Consider the following 25,635-nt stretch of genomic DNA (forward strand, 5'->3'; position numbering starts at 1 on the left):
AATACCTATGACAAATAGAATAATATTATCCGGAATTTTATGGGTAACGGCATTGGTTGCTGCCGCGCAGGTTTCTTATCTTGACCGCGTAGCGGTAGAAACAAAGGCGGTTAGGAAGGTTGATGATAAAGTTACGGTAGATTTGCTGTGGCAGTTTAACGGACTGAAGGTGAACACGCAAAATCAGGCAGAGTTCATACCCGTATTGGTGGCTGCCGACGGTACGGCTGAAACAGAGCTTCCTCACGTTTTTGTAGAAGGGCGCGTGCGCAGATGGGTAAACGAACGCCGCGAACTGTCTAAAGATTGGTCGCCGCGAAACGGAGAAGTGGTACGTCGGCATAAAGGGAAATACATGCCCTTAAATTATCATGCCGAAATACCGTGGGAGGCTTGGATGCACGGTGCAAACATTGAGGTACGCGAGCGCGTGACGGGCTGTGCGAATTGTCTGAACGGATATGCTGCGACTGTCATTGCTCCGTCTGTATTACCTTATCGCACCCCTGATGCTTCTCAATTCCGGTTTGCCTCTTTGGTTACGCCGGCAGAAGAAGAACTGAAAATGCGCTCCATTACTTTCCGTGGGCGATTCCAGTTCCGCCTTGACAAATATGATATTGACCCAGCCTACAAAGACAATTACAAAAAGCTGGAAGAAGCACGCGCGAAGATTGACGAGGTGGCTTCTAATCCCGATTTGAACATTGTCAGTATCGAAGTGGTAGGATATACCTCGCCTGAAGCTACCGTAGCCTATAATGAACGTTTGGCACGTAATCGGTCTACAAGCCTTGTCAACTACATGAAGAAACGTTTCCCCCAAGTGCCTTCTCAAAAGTGGTTTGCCTCTTGGCCTAACGAAGACTGGGACGAACTACGCGAGGCTGTCGAGAAAGATACCTTACTGCCCGGACGCGAACAGATACTGGATGTTATCAGCAAATATCCGGATAATCTTGACCTGCGCGAACAGAAGTTGAAGGAGCTGCGTCCTGCTACCATTTATGAAACGCTTTACCGCAAGCATTATCCGTATCTGCGCCATAACGATTATATCATTCGTTTTGCTGTGCGTCCGTTTACGGTTGAGGAAGCAAGGGTACAGCTCTTAAAACAGCCGGAGCGTTTGAGCGCCGCCGAAATCTATCGTGTGGCAATGAGTTATCCCGAAAACTCTCCGGAAAGGATTCAGGCATTACAGACCGCTGTTCGCCTTTATCCTTCGGATGATATGGCTTTACAGAATCTTGCTGTGGCATACCTGCAAGCCGGAGATCCGCTTGAGGTCTTGTCGTTGCTCGACGGCAGGGCGCATACGGCATCTTTGCAGAATATCGTTGGCGTTGCGCTTATCCATGCCAAACGGTATGAAGAAGCAGGTTTGTGGTTTGAAAAAGCGGCTGCAGCAGGTGCTTCAGAAGCGCGTACAAACTTGCAGTTACTGAACGAATGGATATCACATACCCGATGAAGTATAACAGCGTACAATATTGCATACGTATGGTCATGGCGGCATGGGCTGTTTTGTCTGTGGCGGCTTGCAGTGACAGAAACACCCTTGAGCCTGCGATATCGGGGGCGGACTTGATAATCTGTTTCACGGGTGTGGAACATGCAGACCCAATGTCCGGAACTTTCACGCGCATGTACGACGGCGAAGACATTTCCATAGAATACCGTCAGATTAGCATAGAGTTGACCGATGCACACGGAGTCCGTACCTTTTCTACCACAGAAGGTACGCTCCCGTCATCTGATGAGCTGACACCTCCGGATAACCTCTCGCTTGAGGAATTGCTCGATGGTTGGAATTCGGGTATGGGTAAAGGATTTAGGATTACAGAGGTGGATAATCCCCAAAAGTTGAGTGTATCCATCAATGGAGGGACAGACGAGTTCATGAAGCTCACTCCCGAACTGGTAAATGCAGGACTTGCCGTACCTCTTTATGCCGAAGTCACCCATTTTACTTATACCGCAGAAAGAGACGGACATCCTGTATGTGTATTGGTAATAACGCCGCAACACCGCATGGCGCGACTTGAATTTGCCGGAGTGAAAATAGAAGGTGCAAATTCGTCTTATACCGATGTGGTCTTGCAGGGAGCGTTTCTGAATAACGTCTTGCCGGCTGAGCAGGCAGCAGTTCCCTTGCATTTTGACGAGTGGAACGAAAGATTGCTAACCGGTTTGTCTATGCCGGGTGGTACACCCGAAACGCCCGTTGTTTTGCCCGACTCAAAAGGTTTTGCATTTAATATCTTTCCCACTTATGCACAGACTTCCGACGGATGGAACACGGAAGTAGTGGAACGGTGGAAACAAAAAAGTGGTACCGTAAGCCGCTGGGTACCTTCTTTAACTCTTGTGTTCAATGCCAGACGGAAGGATACCGGAAAAGAGCAGTTGCTTTACGCCGTGGTGACTAAGTATACCGAAAGTAATGGCGAACTGATTGATATGTTCGAGCCGGGATGTATCTATCGTTTTGGAACAGTTACGGTAGATGTGGCAAAAAATCTGCTGGAGGGAGTTGAACCGGTTTCATCCGGAGGTTCGCGCAGTGCCGCGTTATCCGGAGCAGGCTTACAGATACGTAGGCAGTAGCGGCGCAAACAGATTGTTACATAAGCCAATTAAATACAAACTTAAAAAAAACAATTATGAAATTGAAATCAAGCAAATTTATCACATTAGGAGTGGCGACACTGCTGCTGGGTGCATGTCAGAAGAATGAAGTGCAGCTCCAAGACGATAATAGCCTATCGGGTGCAGGAACCCGGATGATGGTATATTTCGGTAATCCGATGAGCGGTGCTTCACGTGGCGATGTCTTAACAGATAAGACACCCGGAGATAAAGGTGAGAATGTTATGGAAGTAACGTACAATAAAGTAGAGTTTACATTGATTGACAAAGACGGGGGACGTGAACGCACGATAACGTTGCAAAACGGTGAGGCGGACAAAGCGAAATTACCCTTAGGCTCTACGGTTGCTGATGCAGATGCGTTAACTGGCCAGATTAACGGAAAAGAGGGAGTGGTATTCGAGGATGTTATTGATCCCAAGAAACTTACCGTGTCTATCAATGATGGAAAAGCTGCACCTATGGTGCTGACCGCTGAGCGTGTTACTTCCGGCTATGCTGAACCCCTTTATGCCGAAACTACTGATTTCTCTAAAATAAGTACTGACGGTTCAAAGATAACTGTGGTGCTAAGTCCGGAACACCGCATGGCGCGTTTGGAATTTAGTGATATAAGTTTTAAAAACTATGATTGCGGGAGTGACTACGAAGCAGCGGAAGCCGAAGTAATATCAAGAAAGAACGAATCGGGATCATCGGAATATACCGGATTGGCAAGTCATTGCGATGGTGATTTCTATTTAACTTATACCAACCTTACTCTGAAAGGAATATTTCTGAATAACTTGTTGCTTGAAGAGGGACGGGAAGTGCCGGTGCATTACGATGGATGGACAGAGGAGAGCGGAAACAACTCGGTTGACCCCGGAAAGGTGAAAGCCGCAACGCCGATATATGTAAATAAATCCTATGAGTATAAATACGAAACAGGAGAAAATGGAACGAAAGGTTCGTCTTACAACCTGAAGAACAATGCACAATACACATTCAGCAATGCTGAAACGTATGGTGCCGACGGATTGAAAATATCATTCAATGAACCGAACCTCCCGGGTTATATTCCGTATTGGGATGAGAACAAGAGTGAATGGGCAAGTACTCAGCAAGATAAGGGCAAAGCATATACCTTTAACATCTTCCCCAATTACAAAGAAACGGATGAAAGCTATAAGAAATGGGATGCCGACGTACAGGCACGCTATTCGAAGAATGCGAATAACGTCAGCCGATGGGTTCCCAATCTGACTTTTGTGTTCTACGATGCTGCTTATGCCAAGAATTGGGACGAAGCGTCGTCTAATGAAGACGAAGACAACCACATACTTCCCGAAGGTAAAGAGGTAGGACATCAGGTCTTTGCCGTGGTAACCAAATATGTCAACATTGCTGACGGAAAAAAGATTGATAAATTCGAACCCGGCTATATTTATCGTTTTACAGGAATGACGATTGACACAAAGAAACATATCGGTACGGATGTAGACGGTCCTCAGAAAGTCGGACTGATCGCCTATGTGAGGGTATTGAAGTGGTCGATAGTAGATGGAGAGGCGCACTTTGCAGAATAAGTGCATCAAGTCCTGATAAGTGATTTTTCATAAAGCTGATAAAAACAAGCCGAAACCGCACAATGAACAAATTTATCTTTGAGCTATGGACAAAGTACCTTCCGGTCGTTATTGGACTTCTTCTGACGGTGTCTGTCACAAGTTGCGTATATGACGATAAGGCGGCAGACTGCGACAACGTGATACTTCGGTTTATATATTATGCCGACGGAGAAGAGAATGTTATTCAGGACTACCTGTATGGCATTGATGTCTATATTTTCGACGGGAAGGGCAAACTGGTGGCCAAAGCTCATCTGACGGAACAAGAGATAAGAGCCGGCACACCATTGGAATTGGACTTGCCTGACGGAACTTATCATGCCGTGGCTTTCGGTAATGACTTTGACAATACGTCGCTTGAGAATATCCTCACTCCCGTCGACCTTGAACGTATCTCGATGTATAATCCGAATAGCGAGAAGCAGACAAACGACCGCAATTATTTCGGAAAGCATACTTTCGAGGTAACTTCGAGTGAGGAGTATTTCCGTCCGGTAGTGGAAGAGACTGTGGAAATGAAAAGTGCACACACCGAGCTGCGTATAGGAGTAAAAGGATTGCCCGGACCGAAGCATCCGGATCAGATGCCTTATTACATCGAACTGTCGGGGGCTGTTCCCGGTATGGATACCAATGGAAATCCCACGGGTAGCGGAACGAACGAGTATCGGCCTGTATTGCGATGGAACCCGGATACGGGAACTTATGTTGCCGAACTTTCTTTCTTCCGCCGAAACGGGCATGGTGAAGACGGGAGAAATCCTGAAGCCGAGCTTGAGCAGACCACGCGGAATATCTATGTCCGGGTATATGCTGCAGACGGCACACCGATGATGGAACCCATTTCGCTGTGGGAATTTCTGCAAAAGAATCTGTCCGGAAAGGAAATCCGTGAAGTGGGTGCGCTGCAAGAGCAGCAACTCGATATGCGGATAGAGTTCTCTTCACCTGATAAAGAGAATCCCGGACTGATTACCTACGTGGTACTTCTTCGGTGGAGTATTACGGATGGAAGTATAGGATTTGGAGATGATTGAGAGAGTATAAGATGTATTAGGAAAGCTCGCGGGGTCGGCAATTCGTTTGCCGGCCTCGCTTTTTTATTTGCATTTGCCCCAAACTTTAATCAGTAGTTGCGATACCGAGGGGGATAGCCCGCAGGCACAAGCGCTGATAAGTCCGGCCAAAGACCTCTCACATCCTAACGCTGTAAGTATAAGCAGGGTTGTTGTAGAGAGAACAACGGCTACAATCATCCATAATCCGAAGCGTTTCCAGTTCATATCATTTACTTTATGTAGTGTGAATAAATACTCTTGTAATAATAGAGAATATAATAGTCAGGTTTTATCGATTTATTGGGGGATAAAACCTGACTTGATAGTTTATTTAAAATTGCATATTATTAATTGCTTTAGCACAAGCATTGTATCGCATTTTTTTGAGTTCTGAATATGTGATTGTTTCTCCATTTGAAAACTTTATATATTCTCCATTTGTACTTATTATCCTATCTTCTAAAGCTCCTACTATGCCATAAACAACACTTGTTCCAGCAGCAGCAACAGCTATTTTGTCCCAAAATGGAATAACCCATTGCCTGCCAATGCGAATGAAATCTATAATACATATACAATCGGCAGCAACGGCATGTCCTATTATTGTTCTAAAGGTAGATTGTTTAATAATATTAGGTACTCCCCATTTACTTATATTTTTATTCCAATATTCTTTAGAACTTTTTGCCACATTTATAGTTGTAGTAATAGCTTCTCTATCTTCTTGAGTTTTAACTTTTCTAGTCCATTTTAAATGGATTTTGTCTATTGCGAAATCTATGGAAGCAGTCGTGTAAGCATTTTTTAGTTCATTTGTTAGTTCATCAAGAAAACCTTCAAGTTCTGGACTTATATCGTTATATGTTTGAGTTAAATAATCTTTTGTGTAGGAAAAATTAGAGTCATATAACATATTGCTAATAGCTTTATATGAGCGTTCAGGGATATCAATATTTAAATAATCATTCACAAAAATTCTTAATTCTTCTCCTGAAAGTTTTTTTAATTCTCCAATCCTTCTATAAGAAGCTGCGTCTGTCTGTCCTAAAATGTTAGTAAAATCTTCTACAGTAATGGTGTTGCTTGCACGTGTATTTAATAAAGGAGAAAAATTAATCGCATTGTAAGCAGCTTCCATACATTCATTATGTATTGCTCCTACCTCCTCTATTTGTATAGAAGAATTCATTTCTGTAGATTTCCCATTTGAAGGAGAATCTATTTCATTATTTTGGCAAGCCCCAAACACTAACGATAAAATACACGTTGTAAAAAATGATGTCTTTTTCATAATTTGTAATTTTAAGAGTTAATATATATTGTTGTTTCAAATATAATTATTTTTTTTAATAAAGCAAACTTGATTTTTGAAAATAAATATTTGTTAAGCGATGGGTAGTTTAGACGTAGGAAAAAGTCGTAACGCACCCCGCTGTTTGTAAAGATTGTAAACTCGTTTTTGTCCGTTCCGCCGAAAATCTGTAATTTTGTCCGCAAACAATTAAAAGATAATGGGAAAAGGTAAATTAGCAAAGTTTGCAGATATGGCTTCATATCCGCATGTGTTTGAGTATCCGTATTCGGTGGTTGATGATGTTCCGTTCGATATGAAAGGAAACTGGAACCGTGATTTCTTTAAAAACGATAATCCGATTGTGCTGGAGTTAGGATGCGGAAGAGGGGAGTACACCGTGGGATTGGCGCGCCGCTATGCCGACAAGAACTTTATCGGAGTAGACATCAAGGGGGCGCGTATGTGGACGGGGGCTACCGAAGCCTTGAACGAGGGATTGAAGAACGCCGCTTTTCTGCGTACGAACATCGAGATTATCGACCGTTTTTTCGCGCCGGGCGAGGTAAGCGAGATTTGGCTCACGTTCTCCGACCCGCAGATGAAGAAGGCTACCAAGCGGCTTACCTCTACTTATTTCATGGAGCGTTACCGCCGTTTCCTTGTACCCGGCGGGGTGATTCACCTGAAGACCGACAGTAATTTCATGTTTACCTATACCAAATACATGATTGAGGCGAACCGCCTGCCGGTAGAGTTTATTACCGATGACCTTTATCATTCGGGCATGGACGATGACATTCTGAGTATCCGTACTTATTACGAACAACAGTGGCTCGACCGTGGCTTGAATATCAAATACATTAAGTTCCGCCTGCCGCACGAAGGAGTGTTGCAAGAACCTGATGTGGAAATCGAACTTGACGATTACCGCAGCTATAACCGCAGCAAGCGGAGCGGACTGAAAACAAGTAAATAGTAATTTATATCTGTTAGATATGACTCTTTATCCGAAATTGATTCTTGACGCACTGGCAACCGTGCGTTATCCGGGAAACGGAAAGAATATCGTTGAGGCGGAAATGGTTGCCGATAATCTCCGCATCGACGGGATGAAAGTAAGTTTCTCGATTATCTTCGAGAAGCCTACCGACCCTTTCATGAAATCGGTTGTTAAGTCGGCTGAGGCGGCAATCCATGCTTACGTATCGAAAGACGTGGAAGTGACGATTGCCACCGAGAGTAAGCAGGCGGCGCGTCCCGAACCGGGAAAGATGCTTCCGCAGGTGAAAAACGTCATTGCCGTATCGTCCGGAAAAGGTGGTGTGGGCAAGTCTACCGTGGCGGCAAACCTCGCCGTTGCCTTGTCGAAGTTAGGTTATAAGGTGGGACTGCTGGATGCCGATATTTTCGGTCCTTCTGTTCCGAAAATGTTTCAGGTGGAAGATGCGCGTCCGTATGCCGAAACCCTCGACGGACGCGATTTGATTATCCCCATCGAGAAATACGGAATCAAGTTGCTGTCCATCGGTTTCTTTGTCGACCCCGACCAAGCTACGCTGTGGCGCGGAGGCATGGCAAGCAATGCGCTGAAACAGTTGGTGGGCGACGCTAACTGGGGCGATTTGGATTACTTCATCCTCGATACTCCTCCGGGAACGAGTGACATCCACCTCACGCTGCTCCAGACGCTCGCCATTACGGGAGCGGTAATCGTCAGCACCCCGCAGGAAGTGGCGTTGGCGGATGCACGTAAGGGAATAAACATGTATACCAACGATAAAGTAAATGTTCCCATCCTCGGCTTGGTGGAAAACATGGCGTGGTTTACTCCTGCCGAACTGCCGGAAAATAAATACTATCTGTTCGGGAAGGAAGGAACGAAACGCTTGGCAGAAGAACTGAATGTTCCGCTTTTAGGTCAGATTCCTATCGTGCAAAGCATTTGCGAGAACGGCGACAAGGGTACTCCCGCTGCGCTCGACGAAAACTCGGTAACGGGCAGTGCGTTTATCGACTTGGCACGTAACGTGGTGGCGCAAACCGAAAAGCGCAATGCCGAGTTAGCTCCTACCGAGGTGGTGCATACGCATAAGTGATACTCCTTTTAAACGCAGATTAACGCGGATTTTCGCGGATTGTTTCTTTTAATAAGCATAACAATCTGCGAAAATCCGCGTTAATTTGTGTTTAGCCCTATCAGAATAAACTCCATGAAACGGTAAGCCCCGCCATTACGATGGCTACCATACTCATCAGTTTGATAAGAATGTTCAAACTCGGTCCGGACGTATCCTTAAACGGGTCGCCTACCGTGTCGCCCACTACCGTGGCGCGGTGAACCTCACTGCCTTTTCCTCCGAAGTTTCCTTCCTCTACGTATTTCTTCGCATTGTCCCATGCACCTCCGGCGTTTGCCATGAAGATAGCCAGCACGAAGCCCGACGACAGTCCGCCGATAAGCAGCCCGATGACTCCCGGAACACCGAATACCAGTCCCGTAGCCACCGGAGCGATGATGGCGAGTAACGACGGGAATACCATCTCATGCTGTGCCCCCTTCGTTGAAATCTGTACGCAGCGGGCATAGTCGGGTTCGGCTTTTCCTTCCAAGATGCCTTTTATCTCGCGGAACTGGCGACGCACTTCCTCCACCATGCGGGCAGCCGCACGGCCTACCGCGTTCATGGTCAGTCCGCAGAACAGAAACGCCATCATGCTGCCTATGAACATGCCCGACAATACTTTGGGATTCATCAGCGTGACATCGTAATACAGCATGAAGTCAGTAAAACTTGCTTCGTGGATGGCAATGCTGAGGTTGTTCGGCAATTCGAGCACGGTAGTGCCCAGACGCTCCAGCCCGATGCGGATTTCTTCGATATACGAAGCCAAAAGCGCCAGTCCCGTCAGGGCAGCCGAACCGATGGCAAACCCTTTTCCTGTAGCCGCTGTGGTATTTCCTAACGAGTCGAGCGCATCGGTACGCTTGCGCACCTCCTCACCCAGTCCGCTCATCTCGGCATTACCCCCCGCGTTGTCGGCTATCGGTCCGTAAGCATCGGTAGCAAGCGTGATGCCCAGCGTAGAGAGCATCCCTACCGAAGCAATTCCGATACCGTAAAGCCCCATCGCCACGTTCGAAAAGTCGAAGCCCGAAGCCAGCCAGTAAGAAAGAATGATACCTGCTACGACGGCGATAACCGGGATGGTGGTCGAAATCATTCCCAATCCGATACCGGAAATAATCACCGTGGCAGGACCGGTTTTTCCACTCTCCGACAGCTTTTGGGTAGGTTTGTATGATTGCGATGTATAATATTCGGTAGAGCGTCCGATGATGACACCCACTGCCAGCCCGATAATCACAGACAGTGAGAGGTTTACCCAATTATTGATATCCAGCAGCCACAGGATGACGAACGTGGCGGCAACAATCAGTGCCGAACTCAAGTTCGTACCCACCGACAGCGATTTCAGCAACTCTTTCATGCCGGCATCCTCGCGCGTACGTACGGCAAAGATACCGATGATGGAAAGCAAGATACCCACGGCGGCAATCAGCATCGGCGCAATTACAGCCTTGAACTGCATTTCCGTATCGCCCGTACCGATAAAGGCAGCGGCACCAAGTGCGGCGGTAGCCAGTATCGACCCGCAGTACGATTCATACAGGTCGGCACCCATGCCGGCAACGTCGCCTACATTGTCTCCCACGTTATCGGCTATCGTAGCCGGATTGCGCGGGTCGTCTTCCGGTATTCCGGCCTCTACTTTGCCCACAAGGTCGGCGCCCACGTCGGCAGCCTTCGTATAAATTCCTCCGCCCACGCGGGCAAACAAAGCCTGTGTCGAGGCACCCATACCGAAAGTCAGCATGGTAGTGGTAATCATGCAAAGTTTGGCGGTAGGATTCATGGCATCGGCAGGAATACACCGTTCCAGTAACAAATACCAGAACGAAATGTCGAACAGCCCCAGTCCTACCACTACTAATCCCATCACCGCCCCGCTGCGGAACGCCACGCGCAATCCCTTGTTCAGCGATTTCTGAGCGGCATGAGCCGTGCGTGCCGAAGCATACGTAGCCGTTTTCATGCCTAAATAGCCCGACAGTCCGGAGAAAAATCCACCCGTAAGAAAAGCAATCGGTACCCAGTGATTCTGTAAGTTAAATCCGTAAGCCATGATAGAAAATAGAATGACCAGTCCGATGAAAACCATCGTAACCACCTTGTACTGTTGTTTCAAGTACGACATGGCTCCCCGTCTTACGTGCGAAGCGATTTTAGCCATGATAGGGGTTCCTTCGCTCTCCCGCATCATTTGTTTGTAGAAGTACCATGCAAGCAGCAGTGCCAAGATAGAAGAAGCAGGTACTATCCAAAAAAGAAATGTTTCCATAAGTAGTATTGATTTTAAAAAGCTGTTTCAAAGATAAGAAAACCAGTGGGAAAACAGATGGCGGGAGATGAAAAGAATGTTTAAAAGCCGGCGGGTGCCTGTTTAATTATATTAATGTATGTGGGCGGAAATCAGGGCGGGGAGGTTGGTGCGCCGAAAGACAGTGAAAGCGCGGGATGACAAAACTGCTTTATCGGTTTTCTATTCGTTTTTTTCGGGCTTATGTTTTATGACCCACCTTGCCGGGTTGTATAACCCGCCACGGTGAGTTATATAACCCACCAAGCTGGGTTATACGACCCGGCAGGGTGGGTTATAAATATTGTTTCGTACAAACCTGAAATTCTTTTGATAAAAACCGAAAAACAGACCCAATAAGTTTTAAATGAAACAATAGCCTGTCTGTTCGGGGCATGAGGCAAACATTCGGCAAGTATGAAATAAGTTTACAGGAAAATCTTGTTGCCGTTTTTCGCCGATGAAGGTTGGAAACAGGTATTTTCCCCTCAAATTTTGCTTTAATATTTTAGTTTCAAGGCATGAATCCTGATGGTCGACTTTGTATTGCCGTATGTTCGACTATATTGTGTTTTTGATTGAATTTTAGTTTATTTCCTATCATTTTGCTTTGTATATATGTGTTTTTGTTATACTTTTATTTGTATTTTCGTAAACTTCTGTATATCCCCTCTCAAAAAAATATAGATTTTATCATTTAGTTTATAAATAATTATTATATTTGCACCGTAGTTGTTTAATAGATATCTTATACGGTAAGGAGAAATAAGCATATTAAAATAATTCTCTCAACAAATGTCTATTAAAGATAAATTAATCGTAATTGATTGAAATATAGGGACATACTTATATTTCAAAGCCCCAGAGGTATGCCCTTTTCTTAAATCTGTATCTACTTTTTCTATGAGCAAACTGGAGGGAAAAGTGTGGTACGCCATGCGTGCCACTTACCGAAGGGAGTTGGATGCCAAAAAACTTTTGGAAGAACAGTCCATCCAAGCCTTTGTTCCCATGCGTTACGAGCTCCGTATAAAAGGAAAACACAAAAAACGCGAAATTGTTCCGGTAATTCACAATTTAATTTTTGTTTATGCGTATCCGTCTGAAATTCAGAGCGTAAAAAAAACAATTCCATACCTCCAATATATGATGGATTTTCGCGAAGGAAACAAAATTATTGTGCCGGAAGAACAAATGCGTCGGTTTATTGCTGTTACGGGTACGTATGACGAACAGCTGATGTTTTTCAAACCTGAAGAACTTAATTTGTCGAAAGGTACAAAAGTGCGGGTTCGCGGTGGTGATTTCGAAGGACAGGAAGGAATCTTTCTGAAAGTGAAAGGTGCGCGAGACAAGCGTGTGGTTATCGCCATTCAGGGCGTGATTGCCGTTGCATTGGCGACCATCTCTCCCGATTTGATAGAAGTCATATCTGAATAACGTATAAATTCATAGAATAATCTGGCATGTTGGGTTTGAAGACTACACATATCGGCTTTCTCAGCCGTTATGTAATTTGGATTGTGGATAGCCTGCTATCCGTATTCTCTACTTATTTTTGTTTTTTGTTTTTCCACTATTTGCTGGAACTTGAAATCGCTACCCGCCAATCGTTGCAGTTATTGTTGTTGGCGATAGTGGTCAGTTTCTTGCTTACGTGGATGTGTCAGACGTATAGAGGCATTATACGCCATGCCACGCTTGCCGAACTGATGCGGATCGTTTACGCGATGCTGCTGAAGGCGGGCTTTTGGTTATGTGTGGCTTATGGCACGCAAGAATATGTGGGGCTATTTATTTATTCGCAGGTTATAGCTGATTTTATTTGTTCGGTCTTTTTGCTGATGTTCAGCCGCACGCTGATTGTCAGCTTCTATTATAATCTGTTACGGAAAATAGGCAATACGGCTCCTAACACATTGGTTTATGGCACTTCGGAGGCGGCTATCAGTCTAGCTAATTACTTGCGGAACGATAAAGAAAATGCTTACCATGTCATCGGGTTTATTACGCGGGACAAGCAGATGAAAGGTTCGCGCATCTTGGGGTGTTCGGTTTATTACATCCGGAAACAGGAAGAGTTGAGTCATTTGCTCGAAACGAACCATATAAAGTATATCCTGTTTACGAACAATGCCGACCTTCATGTCGACGAAGACTTGCTGTCGTACAGCATCGAGAAACAGATTACCCTGCGCATCGCTCCGCTGATGGAAGGCGAAGACGGGTTGTCGAAGCGTATTCAGTTGCGCGAGGTGCAAATTGAAGATTTATTAGGACGTGATGAAATAAAAATCAATTTAAGCAATATCCGCAAAGAGTTGTCTACCCGTACGATTATGGTTACGGGAGCTGCCGGAAGTATCGGTAGCGAGCTTTGCCGGCAACTGTGTAAATTCAATCCCAAACAGTTGATTTTGTTCGATTTTTCGGAGACGGCTACTTATCAGATTGATATGGAGTTACGAAAGAAGTTCCCGAATAATCGGATTCTTTCTGTTATCGGTGATGTCAGAAACAAGCAGCGGGTAGAGTCGCAGGTGAAACAGTATCGTCCCGATATTATTTTCCATGCCGCTGCTTACAAGCACGTGCCTTTGATGGAGGAATATCCTTGTGAAGCGGTGAGGGCTAATGTTTTAGGCACGCAGAATGTGGCAGATGTTGCTGTTGATTGCGGAGTGGAGAAGTTTATTATGATTTCTACCGACAAGGCGGTTCATCCCAGTAGTGTAATGGGGGCTACCAAACACATTGCGGAGATGTATGTGCAGAGTTTGGGAAATAAAATCAAATCGGGCGGGCTTAAAGGTAAAACTTGCTTTATTACCACTCGTTTCGGAAATGTGCTGGGCAGTAACGGCAGTGTAATTCCATTGTTCCGCCAACAGATATTGGAGGGCGGTCCGGTTACGGTAACCCATCCCGACATAATCCGCTATTTCATGACCATTCCCGAAGCATGTAGATTGGTGCTCGAAGCTGCTTTCTTGGGTACAGGAAACGACATTTTTATTTTCGACATGGGTAAGCCGGTGAAGATAGCCGACCTTGCTCGCCAGATGATTCGGCTTTCGGGCTTACATCCCGATGAGGATATTAAAATAGAATATACCGGATTGCGTCCGGGAGAAAAATTATACGAAGAACTGCTGTATAAGAAAGAGGATACGACATCTACCGACAATTCGAAAATATTCCGGGCAAAGAGTATTGAGGTAGATTACGACAAGATGAAAGAGCGCATCGGTAAGCTCATTGAAATAGCTTGTACCGACAACAAGGAGGAAACCGTGCGTATGATGAAAACGATAGCGCCCGACTACGTCAGCCAGCACTCGGTTTACGAAAAATTAGATACGATTTAATCCATATATGTTTAATTTTAAACTGTATTTATCATGAAAATGAAAAAGAGAGTTTATCTCGCATTGATGATGCCTTTTCTTTGTTTCGTAGGAGGGGCAGCTCAAGAGGTAACAGAAGGAGTCCCGGTGGATGAAAACCCAAACCTCGTGTTATGGGAAGATTCCTTAGTGGATAACAAGCCTGTTTTGAACCCGACCAAATTCTGGGACAACTGGTTCATTACGGTAAACGTGGGAACGTTTTATAACTTGGTAGACAACGGGGGAAGTGCTAAAGCCGGAAAGATGTTTCAACCTGCTGCCGGCTTGTCTGTTGGTAAATGGATTTCACCGTGGGGTGGTTTCCGTTTGATGGGTATGTGGGGTAGAGGCGCCGGACATACTAATCCGCAGTATGTAGGAGACAACTACTACCACTGGAATATCATTAACGGATATGGTGATGCTTTGTTTAACTTGCACAACTTGTTTGGCGGTTACAAGGAAAACCGTAAGTTCCAGTTGATGGCTTTGGCCGGTATCGGCGTTGAACACGTTGAAAGTTTTAATGTGAAAGGAACAAATATCACGACGGAAAAGAATAACCTGTTAGGTTTCCGTACCGGTTTGCTGGCTTCTTTCCGTTTGAACAAGGCGTTGGCGTTCAACCTCGAAGCCTCTATCAACATGTTAGACGACTCGTATGACGGACAAGTGTATGATAATAAATGGGACATGCACCTCAACTTCTTGGCCGGTCTTGTTTACCGTTTCAAGAATCATGACGGAACACGTCAGTTTACATACGCACGCCGTAACGAGGAAAAATACGCTATCTTGAACGACGAAATCAACCGTCTGCGCAGAGAGGTTGAAGCAATGAAGAAAGCACCGGCTGTAAACGTGGTAGAAAAAGTAGTGAAGAGTAATCAGACAACTGTCTTGATTTCGTTCGACGCAAATTCAACCAAGATTAACCGCTTGCAGGAAGTCAACGTTTATACGGCAGCCGAAGCTATCAAGAAGATTGAAAACGGTGATTTGTACATTACTCCGGCATCTAACATTACGGATACCGATTTGTTTAACGGACGTGCTAATGCCGTTCGCGATGCTTTGATGAATGAATACAACATCCCGGCAGGACATATCTTCATCGAGCAAGACAGAAAACTGGTTGATTCGCTTGACCCGTCAAAGAACTGCGTAGTTGTTTATATTGTCAAATAATTTTATAAGCTAATAAGATGAAAAAACTAATTATATTGGGTTTGGCTGCTGCGCTTGCTTTGCCTTCATTTGCTCAGGCGGAGAAGAAAGTAGACATAGCATCGATTAAGGCAGACTCTGTTACTGTATTAAAGCCTTATAAGGCAAAAGATAACTGGTTCTTCGGTGTATATGCCGGTACGAACTTCTCATTTGGCGAAAATACTCGTTTTAACAAGGGTAAGATGTTTGGACCGAGTTTCGGACTTTCAGTAGGTAAATGGTTCTCACCGGCTGTCGGCGCGCGTTTGCGTTGGGCTATCCTCCAGCAGCACCACATGGTGAATACTGAAATGGAAGCTGCATATCCTAACCTTGACCCTGTTTACAAACATGGTATGACTTCGGTATTCTTCGATGGTTTGTTTAACTTCAATAACATCTTCAGCCGTTACCGTGAAGATTCACGCTTTAATGTAATCGGTGTGCTCGGTATTGGTTTCAACTCTGCTTTCGGCTTTTCTGATAACTCGGCTGACTGGACTAACACGGGTTATGAAATAGATACCGACGGCGGTACTTACTTGGCTATTCACGCCGGTTTGATGTTGAACTACAAGCTGAACAACGCTATCGACCTGAACCTCGAAGCTACTTATAACGCTACCGACGATGCTTATAACGGTGTGCGTTATGACCGTAAGTACGATGGTTATATGTATATCGTAGCCGGTATGACTTGGCACTTCAAAGATCAGTATGGCGACCGTCGTTTCCATTACGTAACGATGACCGACCAAGCTAAGATTGATGAGTTGAACCGTCAGATTAACGACCAGCGTGCACAGCTCGTTCCGCCTCCTCCTGTAACGAAGGTAGAAGAAAAGGTGGTAGAAAACAAAGTGCTTAACATGACTGTATCGTTCATCATCGATAAGTATAACATCACCGACTTGCAGAAAGACAACGTGAAGGCAGCTGCTAAATATCTGGAAGACCATCCGGATGTGAACTTGATTATCACCGGTTATGCCGATGTTCAGACTGCTTACCCGGCATACAACTTGCGTTTGTCTAAACGTCGTGCCGAAGCTGTTTATAACATGATGGTTGATGAATTCAACGTTGATCCGTCTCGTATCCGTGTAGACTATAAGGGTGATACCATCCAGCCGTACCAGAAGAAGAACGAATGGAACCGTGTTGTAGTATTCATCACCGAACCGCGTAACAAGTAATAAATAGTATTCTTAATCATGAAGCGTATCCTTTTGTCATTGGCTCACATGAGCGGCAAAGAGGAAGAGTTTATCCGCGAAGCGTTTGACTCCAACTGGGTAGTTCCGTTGGGGCCGAACGTAGATGGATTTGAGCGCGACCTTGAAGCATGGATCGGAAAGAAAGCGGGGCGTGAGGTTCATGTCGTGGCTTTGAGTTCGGGAACAGCTGCCATTCATCTGGCTTTGGTCATGTTGGGCGTAGGGCCCGGCGATGAAGTGATCTGTCAGAGCTTTACTTTTGCGGCTTCTGCCAACCCGGTCTGCTATCAGGGCGCCACGCCTGTTTTCGTCGACAGCGAACCGGATACGTGGAATATAGACCCTCAGTTGCTGGAAACAGCGATTGAGGATCGTTTGCGCAAAACAGGGAAGTTGCCGAAAGCCATTATCCCCGTTCATCTGTACGGTACGCCCGCCCGCATGAACGAAGTGATGGACGTTGCCAACCGCTACGGAATCCCCGTGGTAGAAGATGCTGCCGAGGCAATCGGCTCGGAATACGGCGGACGCTATTGCGGCACGTTCGGGCAGTATGGCGCACTTTCGTTTAACGGCAACAAGATGATAACCACCAGCGGTGGCGGTGCCTTGATTTGCCCCGACGAAGCATCGGCAGCCCGCGTAAAGTTTTACGCTACACAGGCTCGCGAAGCCTTCCCCTACTACCAGCACGAGAAAATCGGTTATAATTACCGACTGAGTAATATATCGGCTGGCATCGGACGCGGACAGATGTTTGTACTCGACGAACACATCGCCCGTCGGCGTGCGATACACGGTCTTTACGTGGAAAAGTTAAAAAACACACCGGGCATAACGGTGATGCAACCACGGTCTACGGTAGATTTATGTCCTAATTATTGGTTGAGTACCATCTTGGTAGAACCGGAACAGGCAGGCTTTACGTATCAAGATCTTTCGGCACGTCTCGCCGAGGCGGGAATCGAAAGCCGTCCGCTATGGAAGCCCATGCACTTGCAACCCGTGTTCCGCAATGCTCCCGCCTACGTAAACGGGGTATCGGAATCACGATTCCGGCAAGGTCTTTGCCTCCCGTCAGGCCCGTTGGTAACCGACGATGATGTGGATAAAATCGTGGAAATAATAAAAAATTGATAAATTATTAATGTTTAATCCTTCTAAGTTCCGAGGGAACTTTTAAGTTCACACGGAGCTTTCGGAACAAGAAAAGTTTTGATAATCAGGTTTTATTAAGTGATTATTTATTGTGGATAAGTAACAGAAAGTAAATCTGTTACCCTCTCCATTTAAGCTGTAAGACGCATTCGCTAACTAAGTTCCCTCGGAACTGTTTGCGAATAAATCAAGGCGCAATTCTGAACTAAATTCTCACGGGATTTAGATTAAGATAATGGAGATAAAAATAATGAAAAAAGCGTATGTAAAACCTATAATGGAAAGTGAAGCATTCGTGCCTCAAGCCTATATAGCTGCTTGTGGAGATAGTGGTACTGATTATATTTTTACTTGTGATGCTGGAGGAGGAACTCCTGGCAGTGTTTATCAAGAAACTAATGGTCGGGATGGACTTCAAACAAGAGGAGGATGGGGATATCGTGCAGACCGTGAATTAACTGATTGGAGTTGGAGTTATTTTTATGCTTGTAATGAAGGTCATATAGCTTCATCTACGGATGATTTTTTGAATGGTTATTATTGTCCGAATGGTAATACACGTAATGCCCAACGAGTTGTTATTTGGCGTGGTGAACATGGGGATGACATTCACTGTACCACTAAGCTTGACAAAAATACTTGGGAAACTGCTAAGTCCTAATTAATTCAGCCTTGTAAATCAAAACTTTCTATTCACTTTTCATGTTCCGAACCAAAGAAAGATTAAACAGAAATAACAAAAACAGAGAAATCGAATTTATTAATGTTTAATCGTCTAAGTTCGCGAAGAACTTGGGCTTTCTTTACTGACAAAGAGACTCTATACGTTCTTGGAAACTTTATATACGAATAAAATACTGTAAAGTATAATGTTCTAATAATCAACTCTATCTTGATAGAATGCGAGTATAAGTTCTTCGCGAACTTTGCTCCACTCTATCCGATAGATGCGATTATAACTCTTTTTCGGGGTTTAGACAAACTTTCAAAAGGAGATATAGAACATGAAAAAAGCGTATGTAAAGCCGAGCATGGAAAGTGAAATGTTTCTCCCAAATACTTACATTGCTGCTTGTGAAATCCTTTCTACATGGAGAGTAAAATGTAATGTTCCTGACGGTATTGGATATTATGAAACTAATGGCATACCGGGATATCAACGTGGTAGTTGGAGAGAGGAAGGAGATGAGTATATAGCAAGTGGTAGTGGATGTGGTACTTGGCACGAAGGTGTTAATACTGAACCTAAGGCTAACGCTATGTGGCAGGAATCTAGGAGTGGTAAATATTATCCTGTATTTTTTTGGGAGCAATGGACTGGAGGATGGTTTACCAGTCCTGAACATTTTTCAAAAGTAGAAGATGCAGAATGGGAGCATGAAAAGAACCATAGCTAAATCTTAACTTTCCCAAGCAAACAAAAATAGAGTTTCACATAAGTCAGTAAAGATAAAAACGAGAAATCAACTTAAAATTATTAACCATTTAGTACGTTAATTTTATAAGAACTTTACGTTTGAGTCTTTATTGACGAGAATTTTGATAAAACGTAAGTTCTGTCCGAATGGAGCCTTGCAAAGTTCGGATAGAACTTAACGGTTTATCAAGCTGATATAACTTTTAGAGATGTACATCGGCATGATTAGCTAATCACAAATAGTTGTAACATGAAGGAAAAGAAGAACTTTGTGAGAAAAGTTCTATCCGGACTTTCAAGCCAATCAAAAAAAGTACATCCTTTCTAAATAATTATTTCAGACCGTCAACGCGGATAAGAGCCTAAGGCACTCATAAAGCGAGCGTACGAAAATTATTTAGGATATGGAAAAGAAAAGAGCGTATGTGAAACCAAGTTTGGAAAGTGAAGCGTTTGTTCCCAATACCTATGTAGCTGCGTGCGGAGATAGTGGTACTACTTATAAGTTTACATGTGATGCCGGAGGTGGCAAAAGTGGTACTGTTTATTTGGAAACAAATGGGCGACCCGGTTTGCAAAAAAACAGTGATCAATATTTAAGTGGTTATCATGCTTGTGGAACTACTCATGAAGCAGATAGTGACGATCCTTTCTTAAAGGGGTATTATGTTACCGAAGAGTATGTTGGTTTTTGGCCTTTCGGACATTATGAAGAGCAAATTACAGATGTAATTGTTTGGAGAGGTCCTTATGGTAATAATACTCACTGTACCACTAACCTTGACCAAGATTCTTGGGAAACAGCAAAATCATAAAACTAAAAAACATTCGGCTTCACTTCGAGTAAGCGAAGCCGAATTATCAAAATTCAACAAGAGAAACACAAACGTAAACCTTCTTATTCCATTAACGTGCTGATGAATAAAAAGCAAGAATATGGAAAAGAAAGCGTATGTAAAACCAAGTTTGGAAAGTGAAACGTTTGTTCCGAGCGCGTATTGCGCGATATGTTTTAAAATAGCATGTGAAGCAATGGGAGATGATAAGTTTGATAGCCGTTGTGAACATACTTTAAAGGGTTGTGGTACAGCAGATCATCAAGCTATACGAGAAAATAGCAATGGAAATCTTTCTATGTGGGAGAATAGTGTTGATCAAGGCTGGTTACGATGTGATGTTACCTCTCCTAATCCTTTTACGTGGGAAAATATTCAGAGAAATGGAAATCAGGTTATATGGAGAACGTATGCAAAAAACGGCGATGGTAGAGTTTGGACTCATTATGGACATGCCTATCGTGATCAATCCACTTCTAATGCTTCCTGAAATATAAAATAGCAAAGCAAGAATCTGTTTTTTAATTCTCTGTTTATATATCCCGAAAAACGCTACCGTTAGTGTTAAGAAATTCATGCGGATAAGTTACCCGATTCTATTCGGAAGACTTATCCGTTTATCGAATAGAATTTTTCGGGGCGGAAGAAGATGAAGTAAAGTTTTGAATACCTGTTATTTGTCAATGTAGGGGCGTATGGCATACGCCCGAAAACAGCCACGTGGATAAACTCGCGCATTCAGGGCGTATGCCATACGCCCCTACAAGGCAAATACAGATGTTTATAGGCGCTTTAAAATTTAACTCAGCTGTATCAATGTTACTGATATAAGTTCTTTTATTGGCGAATATTTGAATCTGAAGAATATTTCCTATCTTTGTAGAAAAGGAATGATATATGCTTATTTCGACTATAACACTATATAACTGGAAGAACTTTCAGCACTGTGAAGCTCACCTTGCCGACCGTTGCTTTATCGTAGGTGCAAATGCTACGGGGAAATCAAACCTGCTCGATGCCATTCGTTTTTTACACGATGTGGTGAAGCAAGGAGGAGGACTGCAAACCGCCGTAGATGACCGAGGCGGGATAACCCGAATCAGATGTTTGTCTGCACGTAAGCGGACGGATGTAGAAATCGGGGTAGAGCTGAAAGAATCGGTAAGCGGAGAGGTTAAATGGAAGTATGTGTTGGGGTTCAGACATACGGGAGGCGGCATCCGCAAAAGTCAGGTAAGCATCGTGACCGAACAGGTCTATTCTGCCGAGGCAGGCGGCTATGTTCTTAACCGTTCGGCAGAGTCGGAAGGCGAAGATGAAGAAACACTGAAATATACGCATCTGGAACAAGCCAACGCCAATCAGAAATTCCGAGAAGTGAAAGACTTCTTCCTGCAAGTAGAATATTTGAATATCATTCCGCAACTGATTCGCGAGTCGGACGGCAGGCAAGGCGGCAAAGACGATTATTACGGACGTGGTTTTCTTGCCCGGTTGTCGGTGCTGAATGAGGCGACACGGAATTCATATTTAAAGAAAATAAACGAGGTAGTACGGTTGGCAGTTCCGCAGTTGAGTGAACTATCGTTCGCAAAAGACGAAAACAATATGCCTCATTTGGAGGCTCGTTACCTGCATTGGCGGGCGCAAGGAAGCAAGCAGCGTGAAACCCAGTTCTCCGACGGAACCCTTCGCCTGATAGGTTTTCTGTTTGCTTTGCTCGACGGCAACGGCGTAGTGCTTCTTGAAGAGCCGGAAATAAATCTTCATCCGGGGATAGTGGCACACATACCCGAATTTATCGCCCGTATGCAGCGTTATAAAAACAGACAAGTATTGATAACCACGCATAGTTACGATATCCTGTCGGACGCGGGAATCGATGAAAATGAAGTGTTGCTGCTGACCGCAACCGATGAGGGAACGCAGGTAACGAACATTTCAAATGAGGAAGATATTTGCAACGTGTTAGGAGCAGGATTCTCCGTGGCCGATGCCTTGATTCCGCGTACCAAGCCTGACGGAATAGATGAGTTGGGGACAATAAATCTGGCTGCTGAATGAAAAACGTATATATCGCAGGCGAAGACCCCGTAACACGTGAGATAATTTACAGGTTGTTGAAATACTGTTCGCCGGATTTCTATGTGATTCAGGAATTGCCGGCTCGCGGGAGTGAAATAAAAAACAAAATAGAATCCTTTAATAAATTGGCAGCCAGTCAGCCGGTTATCTTGCTGACTGATTTGGATACGGACGATTGCGCCCCGTGTACGAAACGCAATCTGCTGAACGGATTGGTTCAACATCCGAACTTCCTGATAAATGTAGCAGTAGATGAGGCGGAAGCATGGTTGATGGCAGACCGTGTGAACTTTGCCGACTATATAGGAGTTCCGGTAACCGATGTACCTCAGGCGTGTTTACAAAAACAGGGTGGCATGAAGCCCTTGATGGAAGTTTCCTGCCCGCTGAAGTCGTCTTATTATCTGACTCACAGTATAGCACCTCATTCGGCAAAAGAAGAAATCCGCAGCCAAGTGGCGGCAACCGGAAAAGGCTGTAAAGGAAAAGAATACAATACTGCCATGCTTCCGTTTATTCGGGAAAAATGGGACATAGACAATGCCCGTCAGCACTCTGACAGCTTGTCGCGGATGATAGACCGCGTCAAAAAAATATAATCATTCATACACAAATGCTAAAACTAACCATCGGCAAACTAAACATTCAGTTAAACGGAGTGGATGCCGAGCAGATACCGGACAACACGCTGTTGTTCCGTTCCGACTTTCAGGGAGAAGCCGATTTGACCTATACGATTCGTATCGGCGAAAATCCTCCGGTTATTTCATCTCCGGTTATTTACCGCGCAAAAGACATCATGGTGTTCGGAAAGCCCGACGGCTTGGAGGCACGGTTGCTTTATATGCCCGACAGCCGTGATTGTTATGCGTATTACGAAGAAATCAGTGAAAAAGAAATTAATATATATGTCAACGGGGCTTATCTTAATCATCTGAAAATTGATACGATATTTATCTCCCTGTTGGCGCTCGAACGCCATGAGGAGCGGCGCGGGGCGTTTATCCTGCATTGCGCTTACATGAGCTTCGACGGAAAAGCTATTTTGTTCAGCGGTCCGAGCGGCATCGGAAAATCCACACACTCCGGCTTATGGTGCAACGAATATCCCGACCGTACCTGTGTGCTGAACGGAGACAAATGCCTGCTTACGATGGACGACGGTCGGCTGTTTGCCAACGGTTGGCCCGTATGCGGTTCAAGCGGTATCTGCCAAAACGAAAGACGCGAAGTGGCGGCAATCATTCTGTTGCAGCAGTCCATGATTAACCAGTTCATCGAAGAAAAACCGATGCGAAACTTCAAACAACTGCTGGCACAGATTACGGTGAATTACTGGAACAATCAGTACACCGACGATGCGATGAATTTCATCGAAAGCCTTTTGCAGCGGACGGGATGTGCCACGTATGCCTGCAACATCAGCAGCGAGGCAGTTGTCACCTTATATAATAAATTGAAGGAAAAGCGATGGATTTGTTAGACGACGCAACCAAAGTAGAGAAACGTTTGGTAGCGAAGGCTACGATGGCGCGTGTACCTATTACTGCATCTTTCGAACTTACCCCCTGTTGTAACTTGCAGTGCGACATGTGTTTCATCAGCATGAAGCACGCCGAGATGAAGGCACACGGCGGATTGAAAGACTTGGATTTCTGGCTCCGGATAGCAGCCGAACTGAAAGAAATGGGGACACTGTTTATCCTGCTTACCGGAGGCGAGCCGTTGCTCTACCCGCATTTCAAGGAACTGTACCGCTCGCTGCGCGAGATGGGATTTATCCTGACGCTGAACACCAACGGAACGTGTATTGACGAAGAAGTTGTTCAACTATTTCAAGAGAACCGCCCGCGGCGTGTCAACGTAACCCTTTACGGAGCCAGCCGGGAAACTTACGAAACGCTCTGTCATCGTGCCGATGGCTTCGACCGCTGCATGAACGGACTTACGCTGTTGACAAAAAGCGGTATCGATACAAAGCTGAACGTAAGCATCGTAAAAGAAAACCTGCATGACTTTGAAGAGATATTAGCCATAGGAGACCGTTTCGGCATTCCTTCGGTGGTAAACGGTTATATGTTTCCCTGCTCCCGCTCCATCCGGAAACAGATCGGCGTAATCGAATCGCGCCTCGAAGCGGAAGACGGCGGACGAATCGACGCACTTGCCATGCGTCATACCAAAGGAGCCGGATTTTACGATACGATACCGGTAATGCTGGAAGAATTAGAACAAGTCGTTCCCGATGACCGTCCGTTCCGCCTGACTTGCCGGGCAGGGAGCAGTTCGGCTTGGATTACTTGGCAGGGAGTAATGACCCCGTGTGTGATGATGGAGTATCCGGCTGTCAGTTTAGAACAGTTGTCCGTGCGTCAGGCATGGAACGAAATAGGGAGAATGTGTGGCTTGTTGCTTCCACACGACGACTGCAAAGGATGTAAGTTGCGCAGTCTCTGTCAGGTATGTTATGCCTCGGCAATGCTTGAAAAGCAACATTACGGAACGGTGGATTACTTATGTCGTTTCACAAAAAGTGAACTGAATACATTGAAGATTTTGACAGATGAAAAAAAATAAAGAATTTATAGTACGGAATATTGCAGACGAAACCGTTTTGGTGCCCGTAGGAGAAACCACGCAAGACTTTAACGGCATGATAACGCTGAGCGAGGTCGGAGCATTTATTTGGGAGCACATCGAAGAAGCTCCCGATTTCCAGTCGCTGGTTCGGCTTATCTTAAATGAATATGACGTAGATGAACAAACAGCCGCCACCGATGCGGCTGCGTTTTTGAACCAACTGCTCTATATGCAGATGATTGTGCCGAACAATCCCGAAAAGCAGTGGTAACGCATGAGGACAATCGATACGCGAACCTATATTGACATGCTTCGCGGGCTGACGGAAGAGGGTAAAGAAGTCACATTGATCGTGGCAGGCAGCAGCATGTCTCCCTTCCTGATTCATCACCGGGATAGCATCTGTTTCCGCAAACCCGACAGGGAGCTTCGGCGCGGCGATATGGTTTTTTACCAGCGGGCCGACGGACAGTATGTCATGCACCGCATTTGCCGCATCCGGCAGGGTGATTACTATCTGATAGGCGACGCGCAAACCGAAATCGAAGGGCCGATAAAAAGAAACCAGATATTCGCACTGGTAACCCAAGTAAAGCGCAAAGGCAAATGGATTCGTCCGGGAGACTTCTGGTGGTTCTTTTTTGCCCAAATCTGGATACGGGTCATTCCGTTGAGGCGCTTTATTATTCGGATGTATCCCAAATAAAGATA

Annotated in this window: 24 protein-coding genes; 21 read left to right on the forward strand and 3 right to left on the reverse strand. The window is 45.1% G+C overall.

Features of this window, described 5'->3' with window-relative positions; translation table 11 throughout:
• Positions 1-7: 7 nt before the first annotated feature.
• The 4 genes from H9626_RS12230 to H9626_RS12245 all read left to right on the forward strand — a co-directional run bounded on the left by H9626_RS12230 (position 8) and on the right by H9626_RS12245 (position 5,299).
• The gene (locus tag H9626_RS12230; RefSeq protein ID WP_191710641.1) at positions 8-1,474 is read left to right on the forward strand and encodes a DUF3868 domain-containing protein; all 1,467 of its coding nucleotides are present in this window, start codon (positions 8-10) and stop codon (positions 1,472-1,474) included.
• The gene (locus tag H9626_RS12235) at positions 1,453-2,610 is read left to right on the forward strand and encodes a hypothetical protein (RefSeq protein ID WP_191710642.1); all 1,158 of its coding nucleotides are present in this window, start codon (positions 1,453-1,455) and stop codon (positions 2,608-2,610) included. Before H9626_RS12230 ends, H9626_RS12235 begins: the two co-directional genes overlap by 22 nt.
• Before the next feature lie 56 nt (positions 2,611-2,666).
• On the forward strand, positions 2,667-4,220 hold the full coding sequence (locus tag H9626_RS12240; protein WP_191710643.1) for a hypothetical protein: 1,554 nt from the start codon (positions 2,667-2,669) through the stop codon (positions 4,218-4,220).
• 62 nt (positions 4,221-4,282) lie between these two features.
• Entirely contained in the window at positions 4,283-5,299 is a 1,017-nt protein-coding gene (locus tag H9626_RS12245; protein ID WP_191710644.1) for a FimB/Mfa2 family fimbrial subunit, read from the forward strand.
• A gap of 63 nt (positions 5,300-5,362) precedes the next feature.
• Here the strand turns inward: H9626_RS12245 and H9626_RS12250 are convergent, their stop codons facing one another.
• The gene (locus H9626_RS12250; RefSeq protein ID WP_191710645.1) at positions 5,363-5,545 is read right to left on the reverse strand and encodes a hypothetical protein; all 183 of its coding nucleotides are present in this window, start codon (positions 5,543-5,545) and stop codon (positions 5,363-5,365) included.
• A gap of 106 nt (positions 5,546-5,651) precedes the next feature.
• A complete protein-coding gene (locus tag H9626_RS12255) occupies positions 5,652-6,611 on the reverse strand; it encodes a hypothetical protein (protein WP_191710646.1) in 960 nt (319 codons plus the stop codon).
• Between the two features lie 220 nt (positions 6,612-6,831).
• Between H9626_RS12255 and trmB the strand changes: the two genes are divergently transcribed.
• Positions 6,832-7,590 (forward strand): tRNA (guanosine(46)-N7)-methyltransferase TrmB, encoded by a 759-nt coding sequence (gene trmB, locus H9626_RS12260; protein WP_191710647.1) that lies wholly within the window; start codon positions 6,832-6,834, stop codon positions 7,588-7,590.
• Positions 7,591-7,609: 19 nt separating this feature from the next.
• Complete coding sequence (locus tag H9626_RS12265; RefSeq protein WP_191710648.1) at positions 7,610-8,710, forward strand: Mrp/NBP35 family ATP-binding protein; 1,101 nt, start codon at positions 7,610-7,612, stop codon at positions 8,708-8,710.
• 100 nt (positions 8,711-8,810) lie between these two features.
• Here H9626_RS12265 and H9626_RS12270 read toward each other — a convergent pair whose 3' ends face one another.
• Positions 8,811-11,015: a sodium-translocating pyrophosphatase gene (locus H9626_RS12270; protein WP_191710649.1), complete on the reverse strand. Its 2,205-nt coding sequence runs from the start codon at positions 11,013-11,015 to the stop codon at positions 8,811-8,813.
• Positions 11,016-11,936: 921 nt separating this feature from the next.
• Between H9626_RS12270 and H9626_RS12275 the strand changes: the two genes are divergently transcribed.
• The 15 genes from H9626_RS12275 (at position 11,937) to H9626_RS12345 (ending at position 25,630) form a co-directional block, all read left to right on the forward strand.
• Positions 11,937-12,473, forward strand: coding sequence for a UpxY family transcription antiterminator (locus H9626_RS12275; protein ID WP_191710650.1), 537 nt, complete (start codon positions 11,937-11,939; stop codon positions 12,471-12,473).
• 26 nt (positions 12,474-12,499) lie between these two features.
• Positions 12,500-14,401, forward strand: coding sequence for a polysaccharide biosynthesis protein (locus H9626_RS12280; RefSeq protein ID WP_191710651.1), 1,902 nt, complete (start codon positions 12,500-12,502; stop codon positions 14,399-14,401).
• Between the two features lie 33 nt (positions 14,402-14,434).
• Complete coding sequence (locus H9626_RS12285; protein ID WP_191710652.1) at positions 14,435-15,610, forward strand: outer membrane protein; 1,176 nt, start codon at positions 14,435-14,437, stop codon at positions 15,608-15,610.
• Between the two features lie 17 nt (positions 15,611-15,627).
• Positions 15,628-16,827 (forward strand): OmpA family protein, encoded by a 1,200-nt coding sequence (locus H9626_RS12290; protein ID WP_191710653.1) that lies wholly within the window; start codon positions 15,628-15,630, stop codon positions 16,825-16,827.
• 15 nt (positions 16,828-16,842) lie between these two features.
• Complete coding sequence (locus H9626_RS12295; RefSeq protein WP_191710677.1) at positions 16,843-17,985, forward strand: DegT/DnrJ/EryC1/StrS family aminotransferase; 1,143 nt, start codon at positions 16,843-16,845, stop codon at positions 17,983-17,985.
• Between the two features lie 256 nt (positions 17,986-18,241).
• Complete coding sequence (locus tag H9626_RS12300) at positions 18,242-18,667, forward strand: hypothetical protein (protein ID WP_225230987.1); 426 nt, start codon at positions 18,242-18,244, stop codon at positions 18,665-18,667.
• 343 nt (positions 18,668-19,010) lie between these two features.
• The gene (locus H9626_RS12305) at positions 19,011-19,403 is read left to right on the forward strand and encodes a hypothetical protein (protein WP_191710654.1); all 393 of its coding nucleotides are present in this window, start codon (positions 19,011-19,013) and stop codon (positions 19,401-19,403) included.
• A gap of 424 nt (positions 19,404-19,827) precedes the next feature.
• Positions 19,828-20,238 carry a hypothetical protein gene (locus H9626_RS12310; RefSeq protein WP_191710655.1) on the forward strand — a complete coding sequence of 137 codons (411 nt, stop codon included), beginning with the start codon at positions 19,828-19,830 and terminating at the stop codon, positions 20,236-20,238.
• 121 nt (positions 20,239-20,359) lie between these two features.
• A complete protein-coding gene (locus tag H9626_RS12315) occupies positions 20,360-20,749 on the forward strand; it encodes a hypothetical protein (protein WP_191710656.1) in 390 nt (129 codons plus the stop codon).
• Between the two features lie 407 nt (positions 20,750-21,156).
• Positions 21,157-22,323 carry an AAA family ATPase gene (locus tag H9626_RS12320; protein WP_191710657.1) on the forward strand — a complete coding sequence of 389 codons (1,167 nt, stop codon included), beginning with the start codon at positions 21,157-21,159 and terminating at the stop codon, positions 22,321-22,323.
• The gene (locus tag H9626_RS12325; RefSeq protein WP_191710658.1) at positions 22,320-22,943 is read left to right on the forward strand and encodes a hypothetical protein; all 624 of its coding nucleotides are present in this window, start codon (positions 22,320-22,322) and stop codon (positions 22,941-22,943) included. The genes H9626_RS12320 and H9626_RS12325 overlap by 4 nt, the downstream gene beginning before the upstream one ends.
• A gap of 14 nt (positions 22,944-22,957) precedes the next feature.
• Positions 22,958-23,827 carry a hypothetical protein gene (locus tag H9626_RS12330; RefSeq protein WP_191710659.1) on the forward strand — a complete coding sequence of 290 codons (870 nt, stop codon included), beginning with the start codon at positions 22,958-22,960 and terminating at the stop codon, positions 23,825-23,827.
• Positions 23,815-24,921 (forward strand): radical SAM protein, encoded by a 1,107-nt coding sequence (locus H9626_RS12335; RefSeq protein WP_191710660.1) that lies wholly within the window; start codon positions 23,815-23,817, stop codon positions 24,919-24,921. Before H9626_RS12330 ends, H9626_RS12335 begins: the two co-directional genes overlap by 13 nt.
• Positions 24,908-25,195 (forward strand): PqqD family protein, encoded by a 288-nt coding sequence (locus H9626_RS12340; RefSeq protein WP_191710661.1) that lies wholly within the window; start codon positions 24,908-24,910, stop codon positions 25,193-25,195. The genes H9626_RS12335 and H9626_RS12340 overlap by 14 nt, the downstream gene beginning before the upstream one ends.
• Positions 25,196-25,198: 3 nt before the next feature.
• Positions 25,199-25,630 (forward strand): S24/S26 family peptidase, encoded by a 432-nt coding sequence (locus H9626_RS12345; protein ID WP_191710662.1) that lies wholly within the window; start codon positions 25,199-25,201, stop codon positions 25,628-25,630.
• Positions 25,631-25,635 lie beyond the last annotated feature (5 nt).

Source organism: Phocaeicola faecium (assembly GCF_014837055.1).
GTDB lineage: Bacteria > Bacteroidota > Bacteroidia > Bacteroidales > Bacteroidaceae > Phocaeicola > Phocaeicola gallinarum.